The following is a 13,987-nucleotide window of genomic DNA, read 5'->3' as shown; positions in this document are numbered from 1 at the left end:
CGCCTCTAAAGCGATCGCACCTTCTTCGGCTTCGCCGGCTCCGCCGCTTCCGACGGCCGCCGCGCCATCGCTTCGGCGAGATAGCGGCCGGTGTGGCTGCGCTTCTCCTTGATGATCTCTGATGGCGGCCCCGCCGCGACGATTTCGCCGCCGCCGTCGCCACCCTCCGGACCCATATCGATGATCCAGTCCGCAGTCTTGATGACTTCAAGATTATGCTCGATCACGACGACGGTGTTGCCTTGTTCGACAAGCTCATGCAGCACTTCGAGGAGCTTGGCGACGTCGTGGAAATGCAGGCCCGTCGTCGGCTCGTCGAGAATATAAAGCGTGCGGCCTGTCGAGCGGCGCGAGAGCTCCTTGGAGAGCTTCACGCGCTGAGCCTCGCCGCCCGACAGCGTCGTCGCCTGTTGGCCGACATGGATATAGTCGAGGCCGACGCGCTTTAACGTTTCCATCTTGTCGCGGATCGACGGCACCGCCTTGAAGAGATTCGCCGCCTCCTCGACCGTCATGTCGAGCACGTCGGCGATGGACTTCTCGCGATACTTCACTTCGAGTGTCTCGCGATCGTAACGCTTGCCCTTGCAGACGTCGCAAGTGACATAGACGTCTGGGAGAAAGTGCATCTCGATCTTGATGACGCCGTCGCCCTGACAGGCTTCGCAGCGTCCGCCCTTGACGTTGAAGGAGAAGCGTCCGGGCGCATAGCCGCGCGCCTTTGCCTCGGGAAGACCCGCGAACCATTCGCGAATGGGCGTGAAGGCGCCGGTGTAGGTCGCCGGGTTCGAGCGCGGCGTGCGCCCAATCGGCGATTGGTCGATGTCGATGATCTTGTCGATCTGCTCCAGACCTTCGAGGCGATCGAAAGGCCCGGGGTGCTCATGCGCGCCGGCGAGCCGTCGCGCAATGGCCTTGTAGAGCGTCTCGATGATGAGCGTCGACTTGCCACCGCCGGACACGCCGGTGATGCAAGTGAAGAGTCCGAGCGGCACTTCCGCGGTGACATCTTTGAGATTATTGCCGCGCGCGCCGAAGAGCTTGAGCCAGCGGCCGGCCGTTGGCTTGCGCAACTTATGGCGCAGGATCACCTGCTTCTCGCCGGTCAGATATTTGCCGGTGAGCGAAGCGGGATTGGCCATGATCTCCTGCGGCGTCCCCTGCGCGATGATTTTGCCGCCGTGAATGCCGGCGCCGGGTCCCACGTCGACGACATAATCTGCGGCGAGGATCGCGTCCTCGTCATGCTCGACGACGATGACGCTGTTGCCGAGATTGCGCAGCCGCCGCAGCGTATCGAGCAGCCGATCGTTGTCGCGCTGATGCAGACCGATCGACGGTTCGTCGAGCACGTAGAGAACGCCGGTCAGTCCCGACCCGATCTGCGACGCGAGGCGAATGCGCTGGCTCTCGCCGCCCGAGAGCGAGCCAGAGTTACGCGAGAGCGTCAGATAGTCGAGGCCGACGTCGACAAGAAAGGTCAGGCGATCGCGAATTTCCTTCAGGATACGGAAGGCGATCTCATTGCGCTTCTTGTCGAGCGCATCGGGCAGCGCGCGAAACCAGTCGAGCGCGGCGCGCACGGAAAGTTCCGAAACTTCGCCGATATGTTTGCCGGCGACTTTGACGGCGAGCGCTTCGGGCTTTAACCGAAAGCCTTCGCAGGCGAGACAGGGCGTCGCCGACATATAACGGCCGATCTCTTCGCGCGCCCATTCGCTGTCGGTTTCGAGATAACGCCGCTCGAGATTGATGACGACGCCTTCGAACGGCTTCTTCACGTCATAGGCGCGAAAGCCGTCGTCATAGGAGAAGCGGATCTCATCGTCGCCAGAGCCGTAGAGAATGACGTTTCTCGCCTTATCGGAGAGCGTCTCCCACGGGGCGTCGAGCCGAAATTTGTAATGCCTGCCGAGCGCTTCGAGCGTCTGCTGGTAATAGGGCGAGGTCGACCGCGCCCAGGGCGCGATCGCGCCTTTGCGCAACGTCAGCTTCGGATTCGGCACGACGAGGTCGGCGTCGACCTTCTGCTCATGGCCGATGCCGCCGCAGACCGGACAAGCGCCGAAAGGATTGTTGAAGGAAAACAGCCGTGGCTCGATCTCAGGGATCGTGAAGCCCGACACCGGGCAAGCGAATTTTGAAGAAAACAAGATGTGATGCGGGGCGTAATGCGTCGAAACATTCGCCGCCGGTTGCACGGGAGCAATCAGAACATTCTCGCCTTTCGGCGCATCAGCGAATTCGACGACGGCGAGTCCCCCCGACAGTTCTAGCGCCGTCTCGAAACTGTCGGCCAGTCGCGCGCTCATGTCGGGACGCACGACGATACGGTCGACGACGACGTCGATGTCGTGTTTCAATTTCTTGTCGAGCGCCGGCGCGTCGGCGATTTCATAATAGGCGCCATTGATCTTGAGACGCTGGAAGCCCTTCTTCGTATATTCGGCGATTTCCTTTCTGTATTCGCCCTTGCGGCCGCGCACGACAGGCGCGAGCAAATAGAGCCGCGAGCCTTCGGGAAGCGCCAACACGCGATCGACCATCTGCGAGACCGTCTGGCTCTCGATCGGTAGTCCTGTCGTCGGCGAATAGGGAATGCCGACGCGCGCCCAGAGCAGGCGCATATAGTCGTGAATTTCGGTGACGGTGCCGACGGTCGAGCGCGGATTCTTGGATGTCGTCTTCTGTTCGATGGAGATCGCCGGCGAAAGCCCGTCGATCTGATCGACGTCGGGCTTCTGCATCATCTCCAGAAATTGCCGCGCATAGGCCGAAAGCGATTCGACATAGCGGCGCTGGCCCTCGGCGTAGATCGTGTCGAAGGCGAGCGACGATTTGCCGGAGCCGGAAAGACCGGTGAACACCACGAGCTTGTCGCGCGGGATCGTCAGATCGATGTTTTTGAGATTATGTTCGCGCGCGCCGCGGATGGTGATGGACTTGGAGTCGGCGCGCTGGGCGTCAAACACCTTCTCCACCGCCTGCGCGGATTTCCTGTTGTTGCTGGCCATTGACGGGGTTGGTCGTGGAACGAGAAACGCTAATCTAGGCGCTACCGCCGTCAAACGCCACTCGCTGCGCTGTGCAAATCACAAGCAGCCGCTGAAAAAATCGACGGATTTGCGTGAGTGACCAGGAAAATCGCTGCCCAGACAATAAGCGCTTTGTCGAAAAGCGTTAACTCAGCCATATTCCCAATCTCCGATCAGCGTTAGACGAAGACTGTGTTGAAGTACAATCTTAGACCTAAGGAGGGGAAAGCCCTCTACCGCCATCTCTATGTCCAGGTGCTCGCGGCAATTGCGCTCGGAGCGCTGTTCGGCTGGCTCGCGCCGGAGGCCGCCGCGCAAGACTGGGTGAAGTCCATTGGCGACGGATTCGTCAAGCTCATCAAAATGGCGATCGCCCCGATCATCTTCTGCACGGTCGTCTCCGGCGTCTCTCATATCGAAGACGCGCGCAAGGTAGGCCGCGTCGGTCTCAAAGCGCTTGTCTATTTCGAGATCGTCTCGACATTTGCTCTCGCGCTTGGACTGCTGGTCGGCAATCTTTCACAGGCCGGCGCTGGTTTCGGGGGAACGCCCGACGCGTCCGCGATCTCCAAATATACGGCCCTCGCGGAGAAACGCAGCGCCGTCGATTTTCTTCTCGACATCATTCCCGACAGCGCGATCGGCGCTTTCGCCAAGGGCGACATTCTACAAGTGCTGCTGTTCTCGCTGCTCTTCGGCTTTGCGCTCCTGACGCTCGGCGAACGCGGCCGCGCGCTGCGGGTGATTATCGACGATGTCGGCCACGCCATGTTCGGCGTCATCGCCATCATCATGAAAGCGGCGCCGATCGGCGCTTTCGGCGCCATGGCCTATACGGTCGGAAAATACGGCTCCGTCGCGCTACTGTCGCTCGCAGGACTCGTCGGCCTGTTCTATCTCACGGCTGCGCTCTTCATCGTCTTCGTGCTCGGCGCCATCGCGCGCGCGGCCGGTTTCAACATCTTCAGCCTTGTCGCCTATCTGCGCGACGAGCTGCTGATCGTGCTCGGCACCTCGTCTTCGGAAAGCGCCCTGCCCGCTTTGATGGAGAAGTTGCAATGGCTCGGCTGCTCGAAGTCTGTCGTCGGACTCGTCGTGCCGACGGGCTATTCCTTCAATCTCGACGGCACCAACATTTATATGACGCTCGCCACGCTGTTCATCGCGCGCGCCATGGGCGTCGAGCTCGACTTCTCGCATCAGGCGACGATCCTCATCGTCGCGATGCTGACCTCGAAGGGCGCGAGCGGCGTTTCCGGCGCAGGCTTCATCACGCTCGCCGCCACCTTGATGGCGGTCGATCCGCAACTCGCGCCCGGCATGTCGCTCGTGCTTGGCGTCGACAAATTCATGAGCGAGTGTCGCGCGCTGACGAATTTCATCGGCAACGGCGTCGCGACAATCGTCATCGCCGCCTGGGAGGGCGAACTCGACCGCGCAAGACTGACCGCGGGGCTCGCCCGTAAAATCGATGTGTCCGATGTCGAGACGGGCGTCGCGACAGAGTGAGGCGAGGCGCGAGATCACGTAACAGCTAAGCTTCGGAAAAGCGGAACAAAATTCCCCTTTGCTTGCACGATGTTGGCGGCAATGCTAGAACAAACGTCGAACGTTCCGAGCGCCGCGGCGGGACTACATCATCTGTGGACAAGCCGCGCCAGCGCGCCAGCGGACGGGCCTTTGCACTAGAGTGCCAGCGTTTTGAGCAAGTGGAGAGCGACATGGCGGGCAGCGTCAACAAGGTGATCCTGATCGGCAATCTCGGCCGCGATCCAGAAGTGCGAACGCTGCCGTCGGGCGATCGCGTCGTCTCCTTCTCGCTGGCGACGACCGAGTCTTGGCGCGACCGCAATACCGGCGAGCGCAAGGACCGGACCGAGTGGCACAATATCTCGATCTTTAACGAGAATCTCGGCAAGATCGCCGAGCAATACTGCCGCAAGGGCTCCAAGGTCTATCTCGAAGGCCAGTTGCAGACCCGGGAATACACGGATAAGGACGGCAATCAGCGCAAGGCGACCGACGTCGTGTTGCAGCGTTTTCGCGGCGAGTTGACCTTACTCGACAGTAAAGGCGGACGCGGCGAAGGCGATTACGACAGCGGCTACGGCCAGAGCGGCGGATCGTTTGGCCGCTCCTCGCCCATGGAGCGCGGGCCCGTCGAAAGGCGTCCCGCGCCCGCCGGCAAACTCTCCGACGAACTCGACGACGATATTCCGTTCTGATCCGAGTGCGGCGGCGTCTTACACGCGACAGCGCGACGCATATTCAAGGACGATCTCAGCCGCCCGAGCGCTGGGCGTTCGGCCTGCTTCCAGCAGGCGCGCGCGAACGCGTTCGAATGCAGCGAGTTGCGCCTCGCGCGCGGCGCTCTCCTGCAACAGCGGCCGCAAGGTCTGGGCAAGCGCGCGCGGAGTCGCCGCCTCCTGCAGAAATTCCGGCACGATTTTTTCGCCGACGATAAGATTGGGAAGCACGATCGAATCGACCTTGATGAGAAAGCGCAACAATGATTCAGCGCGCGAGACCTTATAGGCGACCGCCATTGGAACTTCGGCGAGCGCCAATTCCAGCGTGGCCGCACCGGACGTGACGAGCGCGGCGCTCGCCTTTCGAAATGCGTCGAATTTCTCAGACTGGCCGATAAGACGCGGCGTCACCGGCCAGCCGCGTAATTCGTGGCGCAACGCCCGCTTCATATTCGGCGCGACGGGGATGACGACGTCGAAATCAGCGCGTTCGCGGAGAAGAAGCGCCAGCGTCTCGCCATAGATTGGCGTCATGCGTCGCACCTCGGCAAGGCGTGACCCCGGCAGAACGAGCAGCGATCGAGCGCCATCTCGGTCAGGAGCATGCGTAGTCAACTCATTGAGCCGCTCGACGAGCGGATGCCCGACATAGACGCATCTCGGTCCTCCAAGTCGCGCATGCGCGAGCGGTTCGAATGGCAGCAACGCCAGAACGCAATCAACATAATCCCGCATCGCGCGCGCTCGACCCGGTCGCCACGCCCAGACGGTTGGGCTGACATAGTCGATGATGGGCAGATCCGGTCGGGCGGCGCGTACGCGGCGCGCGACGCGATGGGTGAAATCTGGCGCGTCAATAATGACAAGACAGTCCGGCGCCCAATCAGCGACCGCGCGCGCCGCCTCATCGATGCGTCTCATGAGCCGCGGCAGACGCGCCAGGACTGGAATGAGGCCCATCACCGAGATGTCCGCAAGCGGAAAGAGCGAAGCGAGACCCTCGTTCGCCATCGCCTCGCCGCCGACGCCCGCAAAAACGATTTCCGGACGCGCGGCGCGCAACGCGCGCATCAAGGCTGCGCCAAGCTGATCGCCAGAGGCTTCGCCCGCGACAAGAAAGATGCGTGGCGCTTTCATAAGACTTCAGCGCGCCCGAGGCGCGCACAGCGGGCGCGTCGAAGGCGCGCGCAGAAAATCGAGCATCGCGGCGACATCCGCATCGCCAGCAAAATCTCGCGATAAGATTTCAATGCGTTCGCTGAGCACGCGCGCATCTTCTCGCGCAAAGAGCAAGCGGTAGGCGCGACGCAGCCGCTCGATGCGCGCCGTCGCAAAGCCGCGCCGCTGCAGGCCGACAACATTGAGGCCGAAAAGATGCGCCCGGTTTCCCGAAGCGATCGCGAAGGGAATGACGTCGCCTTCGACACCTGCGAGGCCGCCGACAAAGGCATGCGCGCCGATGCGCACATTCTGATGTATCGCCGTCGCGCCGCCAATCATTGCGCAATCGCCGATCTCGACATGGCCGCCAAGCAGAACCTGGTTGGATAATATCACGTCGTCGCCAAGCCGGCAGTCATGCGCAATATGCGAGGAAGCGAGAAATACGCAACGCGCGCCGATGCGCGTGCCTTCGCCCACGCCGGCGTTGATGGTTACGCCTTCGCGAATGACGCAGTCTTCGCCTATCGTCAGTTCGCCGTCCGCCAGCGCCGCCTTGATGTCCTGCGACGGCAGCCCGATCGCGGCGAAGGGGAAGATTCGGGCGCCGGCGCCGATGCGCGTCCGACCGCCAACGACCACGTGGGACCGGAGAGTCGAGCCGGCGCCGATCTCGACGCCGGCGCCGATATGGCAGAAGGGACCGACGGTCACGTCGGCGCCGAGCCGCGCGCCTTCTTCGACGACAGAGGACGGATGAACCGAAGGGTTCATTGTCGCATTCGCCGCAGCGACGTCACACGCTCATCATGGCGCTGATTTGCGCCTCGCAGACGAGGGTTCCCTCGACGAGGGCCCGCCCGGAATACCACCAGATGTTTCGCTTCTGCGCGGTCTTCGTCATGTGGAATTCGACGCGATCTCCGGGCGTGACCGGCTTGCGAAACTTGGCGCTGTCAATCGTCGCGAAATAGACGAGCCGCGGACGATCGACTTCGCCTTGCGCGCGCGCCGCGATAACGCCCGCCGTCTGCGCCATTGCTTCGATCAGCAGCACGCCTGGCATCACCGGCCGCTCGGGAAAATGCCCCTGGAATTGCGGTTCGTTGATCGTGACGTTTTTTACGCCGATGCACGATTCGTCGCCGCGGATGTCGATGATACGATCTATCAGCAAGAACGGATAGCGATGCGGCAGACACCGCATGATCTGCAAAATGTCGGCGCTCTCGAGAGTCGCGCCGGCCGCGGCCTCGACCATTGTTTCCTCCTTCTGAAGCAAGGCGATCGCCATGCTTGTTTTCTTCGATTGTCTTACGTCGGCTTGTCCTTGCGCGCGAGTCGGTCAAGCAGCGCCGCGCCGCGCAGAAACCGCCGCAGGGGTCGCGCGGGGGCGCCGCCGACCCGTTCTCCAGCCGCCACGTCGCGCATCACCCCGGATTTGGCCGCGACCGCGGCGCCTTCTCCGATTGTGATGTGGCCCGCGACAGCGGACTGTCCGCCAAGCTGGACGAAATCGCCAATTTCGCAAGAACCGGCGACGCCGGACTGAGCGACGATCGCGCAAAACCGGCCGATCACCACGTTGTGGCCGATCTGCACGAGATTGTCGATCTTGGTTCCCTCGCCGATGATCGTGTCGCGCGAGGCGCCGCGGTCGATCGTCGTATTGGCGCCGATCTCGACGTCGTCCTGCACGATGACGCGACCGATCTGCGGCGTTTTGAGATAGCCTTGCCGCGTCGGCGCAAAACCGAAGCCGTCCTGCCCTAGCCGCGCGCCAGGATGGATCACGACACGATCGCCGATCAGCGCATGAGTGAGGCTCACATGCGCGCCGATCGAACAGTCGCGCCCGATGCGCACATAGGGGCCGATCACCGCCTGAGGTCCGACGATCGTTCCCGCGCCGATCTCAGCGCCTGGCCCGATTACGGCGCCCGGATCGACAATGACGCCAGGTTCGAGTCGCGCCTCAGGGTGCACGGCGGCGCCTGGAGAAACGCCGCTGGATTGAAACAGAGACTCGGGTCGCAGCGCCTCCGGAAAGAGATGCGCCGTCGCCAGCGTCATGGCGCGTTGCGGATCGTCGACGACGAGCGCGATGACGGACTTAGGAAGCAGCGCAAGATGCCGCTCGCGCAGGAAACATGCGGTCGCGCGGCATTCCGACAGCGCGTTGCGATAGCGCGGATTGTCGTAAAAGCAAAGATCGCCCGGCCTGCTCCAATCGAGCGGCGCGACGCCGATGATGACGGGCGGCGCAGCCTCGCCCGACACGGATTCGCGTCCGCGAATTTCGGCCCCCGCGATCTGAGCAATCTGGCTCAAGTGGGTGGGACGCGCCAAAGGAAAGAAAGCCGCCGCGCTCACTATCCGACGCCCTGAGCGACGACGCCAGCCAAGCGTTCAACCATCCGCCGGGCGCAACTCGCCCGGCGATCCTGTTCACCCATCAGAAGTTAGTGCCGCCGCTAAAGCGGAAGGCCTGTGTGATGTCGCCATAGACCTTCGAGGTCACGACCGCATAGTCGAAGCGAATCGGTCCCATGGGCGAATTCCATAGAACCGAAGCGCCGACTGACGAGCGCAGCGCGAACCTGTTCGCGATCGGCACAACGCAGTTGCCCTGGCCGAAGCCCGCCTGAGGCGTATAGGCGCCGATGCAGGTCACGCCCGGAATGGTCGGAAGGTTATTGGCGTAATTCGTCCGTCCGCGAAAATTCCACAGCGAACCGGCGTCGGCGAAGAGGGCGCCCCTCAGCCCGAGATCCTTCGGCAAGCCCCAGATCGGGAACTGAACTTCGAGCGACCCGCCGACATAGTCGGAGCCGCCGAGAGAATTGCCGCGGTTGTTGGTGAAGTTCGTCAGGATATTGGAGTCGCGCGGGCCAATGCCGCCCGGCGCAAAGCCGCGCACCAGACTCGGGCCGAGATTGAAATTGTCCTGAATACGGGCCTTGTAGCCGCCGAAGGTCGACAGATCGCCGCCCTGCAGACGAGCGATGCCGACGACGTCATCGAGATAGGGAATCTCACGGAAGTAGCGGATGTCGCCGGTCGTGCGCAGATAATGCGCGCCGCCGCCAAGGCCCGCCGCGTCCTGGCCGAACGTCGCCAGCCAGCCGTTATGAGGATTCTTGAAGTTATCGATTGAGTTGTAATTCAGCTGGTAGCCGATAAGCGAGGTCAGCAACGTGCCCTGCGAAGTCTTGATCGCGAGCGAGGCTTCACCGTTCGACTGACAGTTCACGAGCAGGTTCGGATAACCCGGTTGCGGGAAGAATGGGCTGAATCCCGGCGTATACCCAGGCACCGGGATCAAACAGTCGTTGTACGGGCGCCTAGAGTCGTTCGGGATCGAGATCGTCGTCTGGTAGATTGAATAGTGCGGCGAGAAGGAGAGCTCCTCAGTGATCGGAACGCCGAAGCGCACCGTGCCGCCGACCGAGGTCGAGCTGTAGATCGAGTAGCTATAAGCGTCCTGACGGCGCGCGAAGACGTCGAATCCGGCGGCGATGCGCTGGTCGAGGAAATAGGGCTCGGTGAAGCTGAACGTGACGCCGCGAGCGATCTGGCCTTCCTGCACCGAAAGGCGAACCGCTTGGCCGCGGCCCATGAAGTTGCTTTCCGACACCGACACTTCGGCGATGAAGCCCTGGTTCGTCGAATAGCCGCCCGAGATGCCGAAGTTGCCAGTCGGCTGATCTTCAACATCGACGTTCAGAATCACGCGGTCAGGCGCGGAGCCCGGCTCATTCGTGATCTTCACCTTCTTGAAGTAGCCGAGGCCGTTCAATCGACGCTCAGCCCGATCGATGAGCACGCGATTATAGGCGTCGCCCTCGCCAATATCGAATTCGCGGCGGATGACGTAGTCGCGCGTGCGCGTGTTCCCGCGGATGTTGATCCGCTCAATGTAGACGCGCGGCCCTTCCTCAAGAAGGAATTGGATCGCCACCGTCTGATCCGCAGGATTGCGCTCGCCGCGCGGGCGCGCCTGGGTGAAGGCGTATCCTTTCCTGGCGATCTCGCGCGTCAGCGCCTCGACGGTTTTCTCCACCGCGTCGCCGTTGTAGACGTCGCCCGGCCCAATGCGCAGGTAATCGGTTAACGCGGCCCCGTCCACGTCCGGCAGATGAGATTCGACGCTGACGGCGGACACACGATACTGCGGCCCTTCGTGCACAACGATGGTGATGATGTAACCGCCGACCGACGGATCGAACTGCGCATCAGAGCTGATCACGCGGAAATCGGCGTAGCCGTTCTTGAGATAGAAGCGGCGAATCAGTTCGAGGTCCGCGGCGATGCGGTCCGGATCGTAAACGTCGCTCGTCTTGATGAACGACAGGAAGTTCATCTCCGTCGTCTCCATCATGCCGACGAGACGACGCGTAGAATAAACTTCATTGCCGACGAATCGGATTTCCTTGACGCCGGTTTTGTCGCCTTCGACGATAGTGAAGACGAGGTCGACTCGTCCGTTCGGCAGCTCCACGGTGCGGTAGCTTATCTTCGCGGCGGCGCGGCCAGACCGGCGATAAACTTCCATCAACCGCGCGACGTCAGAATCAGCGACCTGCGGATTGAAGGCGGCGTGAGCGCGCGAGCGCACCTGCTCCTGCAGGACGTCCGTCTTGACCTTGCTGTTGCCCTCGAATGCGACGCGATTGATATCGGGCGCGGCGAATGCCGGAACGCTTAGGACCAGCATGGCGGCAAGAACCGCAAAAAAGAACGAAGATTTCCAAATGCCGCCGATTGAGCGCATGTAAAGCAGGTCCTCGTCCTCGTCGCAATGTCGCCGCCCACACCGCGGCGCAAACTTCATCGTAAAACCGCTGGCGACGCGCGCGCCTCGCCAGCGTTATGCGATTCCTTCTACAGGGTTTAACCCACCCTGCAAATGCAGAATAAATGTGGTTTCCGCGATTTGTCGAAGGCGTGACGTTAAAGCCACGATTCATGGTCAGCGCATGGTTAAGACGTGGCGCGCAACTGAGAACATGTCCAAATTGAGTCGGGAGCCGCGCCCTTCCGTGGCGGCGCGTGTGCGCCGCGTCAGCGGCAGCCGCTGCGATTAGGAGCCGGAGCCCGTGAGCTTGTGAATGAGCCGCGCGATGTCGTTGTAAGTCGAGAAAATCATCAGCGCGCCCACCATGGCGAGGCCCACTCGGAATGCGACTTCCTGCGCGCGCTCGTTAAGCGCTCGACCGCGCGCCGCTTCAATCGCGAAGAACAGCAAATGGCCGCCGTCAAGCAGCGGCACCGGCATAAGATTGAGCAGGCCGATCGACACGGAGAGAATCGCGATGAGGCTCAGCAGGGGCGCCATGCCGACCTTGGAAGCCGCCTGAGCCATTTGTCCCGAGACTTGCGCAATGCCGATCGGCCCCGAAAGCTGATCGGCGCTTTCGCGACCCGTAACAAGTCCGCCGATGTAAGAGCCCGTGCGGCGCACGACCGTCCAGGTTTCCTGCACGCCCATCGCCACTGCGTCGGCAGGTCCGTAGCGTTCCTGGCGAATGTCGGCGGCGGCCTTCGACGCCTGAATGCCCAGCATCCCGATACGGACTTTGCCGATCGCGCTTTCGACTTCCCGCAAAGCGGGAACGGCGGGAATGGTCAGTTCCTGATCGCCGCGTTGAACCACGAAGACGAGCTTCTTATCCGCTGAGCCTGAAACGATTTCCTGTAGTTTCGAGAAGGAATCGATCGGCTCGGCGTCCACAGTGAGCACCAGGTCCCCAGGCATGAAGCCGGCCGCGGCGCCGGCGCCGCCGGGCGTAAGCGAGCCAACGCGCGGCGCGTAGACAGTGCGCCCGTAAACGCCAAAAAGAATTGCGAAAATCGCGATCGCTAGGACGAAATTCGCGAAAGGCCCTGCGAATACGATGGCGGCGCGCTTCCCAACCGACTGGGCGGCGAAGGTGACCTTGCGCTCGGCCTCCGGCATCGCGCGCACGGCAGCGGGGTCCGGCGCGCTCGCCGCGTTTGCGTCTCCATGGAAGGTGACATAGCCGCCAAGCGGGATGCCGGCGATGCGCCAGCGCGTGCCGAGGCGATCCACCCGGGACCAGAGTTCAGGACCGAAGCCGATCGAGAAAGCGTCCACTTTCACGCCGCACCAGCGGCCGACGATGAAGTGCCCGAATTCGTGCACAAACACCACCAGCGTCAGGACCAGCACGAAGGGGATGAGGTAGAAGGCGAAGGTCGTCAGGAGGTTTAGCAAAGCGCTGTCTCACGGGTCTCGCTTGCGCCATCTGCGGCGCACGCCACGTTCACTGAAGCGTCAGCATGCCCGAGGCGACGCGCCCGGCCAAGGCCAATCGTGATCGCTCTCTGACAATATGGTCCACGGCGAGGGCGTCCTCAACGCTTTCGGGCGCATTTGCGCTTCCGTCGCGTAGCGCCGCCTCGCAAGCCTCCGCTACGTGGCGAGAAATCCCGTCGAAGGAAATTCGCCGATCGAGGAAAGCTTCAACGGCGATTTCGTTGGCGGCGTTGAGCACGGTCGGCAACCCGCCGCCCATGCGCAAAGCGTCAAGCGCCAGTCTCAGCGCCGGAAAACGATCGAAATCAGGCGCTTCAAACGTCAGCGTGGCGATTTTCGCCAGATCGAGGCGCGGCGTCGGCGTCGTTAACCGATCGGGATAGCCGAGACAATGGGCGATCGGCGTGCGCATGTCCGGCGCGGCCATTCCCGCCGTCACCGAGCCGTCGGAAAAGGCGACAAGGCCATGCACAATCGATTGCGGATGGACGACGACTTCGAGCTTTTCGGTTGGCACGCCAAAGAGATGGTGAGCTTCGATGAGTTCGAGGCCCTTGTTCATCATGCCAGCGGAATCGACGGTGATTTTCGGGCCCATGGCCCAATTGGGATGATTGAGCGCCTCCTCGACGCTCGCCGCGGCGATGCGCTCCTTGCTCCAGGTGCGGAAAGGGCCGCCGGAGGCTGTGATGATCATGCGCTCGATGCGGGATGGATCCTCGCCGCCAAGCGCCTGGAAGATGGCGTTGTGTTCGCTGTCCATCGGCAGCAGCCGCACGCCCATCTCCGCCGCCATTCGCATGAAGGGCCCGCCGGCGCAAACAAGGCATTCCTTGTTGGCGAGCGCCACGTCACGGCCCGCGGCGAGCGCGGCGTAGGTTGGCTCCACGCCGGCGGCGCCGACGATGGCGGAGACGACGAGGTCGGCGTCGCGCAGCGCGGCCTCGATGACCGCCTCTCGTCCCGCAGCGACCTGAGTGTTGGTCCCGACGAGCGCCTCTTTGAGAGCCACATAGGCGCTCTCGTCGCGGATCGCCGCGAATTCGGCCTTCACGGCACGGGCGACCCGTGCGAGCGCCTCGACGTCGCGTCCGCCGGCCACGGCCGAAACCGAAAATCCTTCCGGATCGCGCTCGAGCAGATCGACCGTCGAACGGCCAATCGAGCCCGTCGCGCCCAAAAGAACGATGCGACGCGGAGCGCGCGCACGCGATTGCGCCGGGGCGTGAGCGTGGACCTGTCCGTTTCCTGATGCCATCCGC

General features: G+C 62.5%; 10 protein-coding genes. 2 read left to right on the top strand and 8 right to left on the bottom strand.

The window, feature by feature from the left end; translation table 11 throughout:
* Positions 1-5: 5 nt before the first annotated feature.
* A complete protein-coding gene (uvrA, locus tag FEV16_RS03135) occupies positions 6-3,014 on the bottom strand; it encodes an excinuclease ABC subunit UvrA (RefSeq protein ID WP_138166123.1) in 3,009 nt (1,002 codons plus the stop codon).
* A 213-nt stretch (positions 3,015-3,227) separates the two neighbouring features.
* Between uvrA and dctA the strand changes: the two genes are divergently transcribed.
* Positions 3,228-4,544, top strand: coding sequence for a C4-dicarboxylate transporter DctA (dctA, locus tag FEV16_RS03130; RefSeq protein ID WP_138166122.1), 1,317 nt, complete (start codon positions 3,228-3,230; stop codon positions 4,542-4,544).
* 212 nt (positions 4,545-4,756) lie between these two features.
* A complete protein-coding gene (ssb, locus tag FEV16_RS03125; protein ID WP_138166121.1) occupies positions 4,757-5,260 on the top strand; it encodes a single-stranded DNA-binding protein in 504 nt (167 codons plus the stop codon).
* An 18-nt stretch (positions 5,261-5,278) separates the two neighbouring features.
* On the opposite strand, the gene lpxB is transcribed toward ssb, so the two are convergent.
* The 7 genes from lpxB to dxr all read right to left on the bottom strand — a co-directional run bounded on the left by lpxB (position 5,279) and on the right by dxr (position 13,983).
* Positions 5,279-6,421 (bottom strand): lipid-A-disaccharide synthase, encoded by a 1,143-nt coding sequence (gene lpxB / locus FEV16_RS03120; RefSeq protein ID WP_138166120.1) that lies wholly within the window; start codon positions 6,419-6,421, stop codon positions 5,279-5,281.
* Positions 6,422-6,427: 6 nt separating this feature from the next.
* Positions 6,428-7,219, bottom strand: a complete 792-nt coding sequence (gene lpxA, locus FEV16_RS03115; protein WP_138166119.1) for an acyl-ACP--UDP-N-acetylglucosamine O-acyltransferase — start codon at positions 7,217-7,219, stop codon at positions 6,428-6,430.
* A gap of 22 nt (positions 7,220-7,241) precedes the next feature.
* Positions 7,242-7,706, bottom strand: coding sequence for a 3-hydroxyacyl-ACP dehydratase FabZ (gene fabZ, locus FEV16_RS03110; protein ID WP_138166118.1), 465 nt, complete (start codon positions 7,704-7,706; stop codon positions 7,242-7,244).
* A gap of 53 nt (positions 7,707-7,759) precedes the next feature.
* A complete protein-coding gene (gene lpxD / locus FEV16_RS03105; RefSeq protein WP_138166117.1) occupies positions 7,760-8,818 on the bottom strand; it encodes a UDP-3-O-(3-hydroxymyristoyl)glucosamine N-acyltransferase in 1,059 nt (352 codons plus the stop codon).
* An 82-nt stretch (positions 8,819-8,900) separates the two neighbouring features.
* On the bottom strand, positions 8,901-11,219 hold the full coding sequence (gene bamA / locus FEV16_RS03100; protein ID WP_138166116.1) for an outer membrane protein assembly factor BamA: 2,319 nt from the start codon (positions 11,217-11,219) through the stop codon (positions 8,901-8,903).
* A 309-nt stretch (positions 11,220-11,528) separates the two neighbouring features.
* Positions 11,529-12,683 carry an RIP metalloprotease gene (locus tag FEV16_RS03095; RefSeq protein WP_138166115.1) on the bottom strand — a complete coding sequence of 385 codons (1,155 nt, stop codon included), beginning with the start codon at positions 12,681-12,683 and terminating at the stop codon, positions 11,529-11,531.
* A gap of 49 nt (positions 12,684-12,732) precedes the next feature.
* Positions 12,733-13,983, bottom strand: coding sequence for a 1-deoxy-D-xylulose-5-phosphate reductoisomerase (gene dxr / locus FEV16_RS03090; RefSeq protein ID WP_138166114.1), 1,251 nt, complete (start codon positions 13,981-13,983; stop codon positions 12,733-12,735).
* Positions 13,984-13,987 lie beyond the last annotated feature (4 nt).

Origin of the sequence: Methylocystis sp. B8, from assembly GCF_005771425.1 — a bacterium.
Lineage (GTDB): Bacteria > Pseudomonadota > Alphaproteobacteria > Rhizobiales > Beijerinckiaceae > Methylocystis.
This window is presented reverse-complemented; position numbering and strand designations above follow the sequence as displayed.

Bases quoted from the DNA above. Each gene is read 5' to 3' on its own strand.
- uvrA (WP_138166123.1), bottom strand. From the start codon at position 3,014: ATGGCCAGCAACAACAGGAAATCCGCGCAGGCGGTGGAGAAGGTGTTT.
- ssb (WP_138166121.1), top strand. From the start codon at position 4,757: ATGGCGGGCAGCGTCAACAAGGTGATCCTGATCGGCAATCTCGGCCGC.
- lpxB (WP_138166120.1), bottom strand. From the start codon at position 6,421: ATGAAAGCGCCACGCATCTTTCTTGTCGCGGGCGAAGCCTCTGGCGAT.
- lpxA (WP_138166119.1), bottom strand. From the start codon at position 7,219: ATGAACCCTTCGGTTCATCCGTCCTCTGTCGTCGAAGAAGGCGCGCGG.
- fabZ (WP_138166118.1), bottom strand. From the start codon at position 7,706: ATGGTCGAGGCCGCGGCCGGCGCGACTCTCGAGAGCGCCGACATTTTG.
- bamA (WP_138166116.1), bottom strand. From the start codon at position 11,219: ATGCGCTCAATCGGCGGCATTTGGAAATCTTCGTTCTTTTTTGCGGTT.
- dxr (WP_138166114.1), bottom strand. From the start codon at position 13,983: ATGGCATCAGGAAACGGACAGGTCCACGCTCACGCCCCGGCGCAATCG.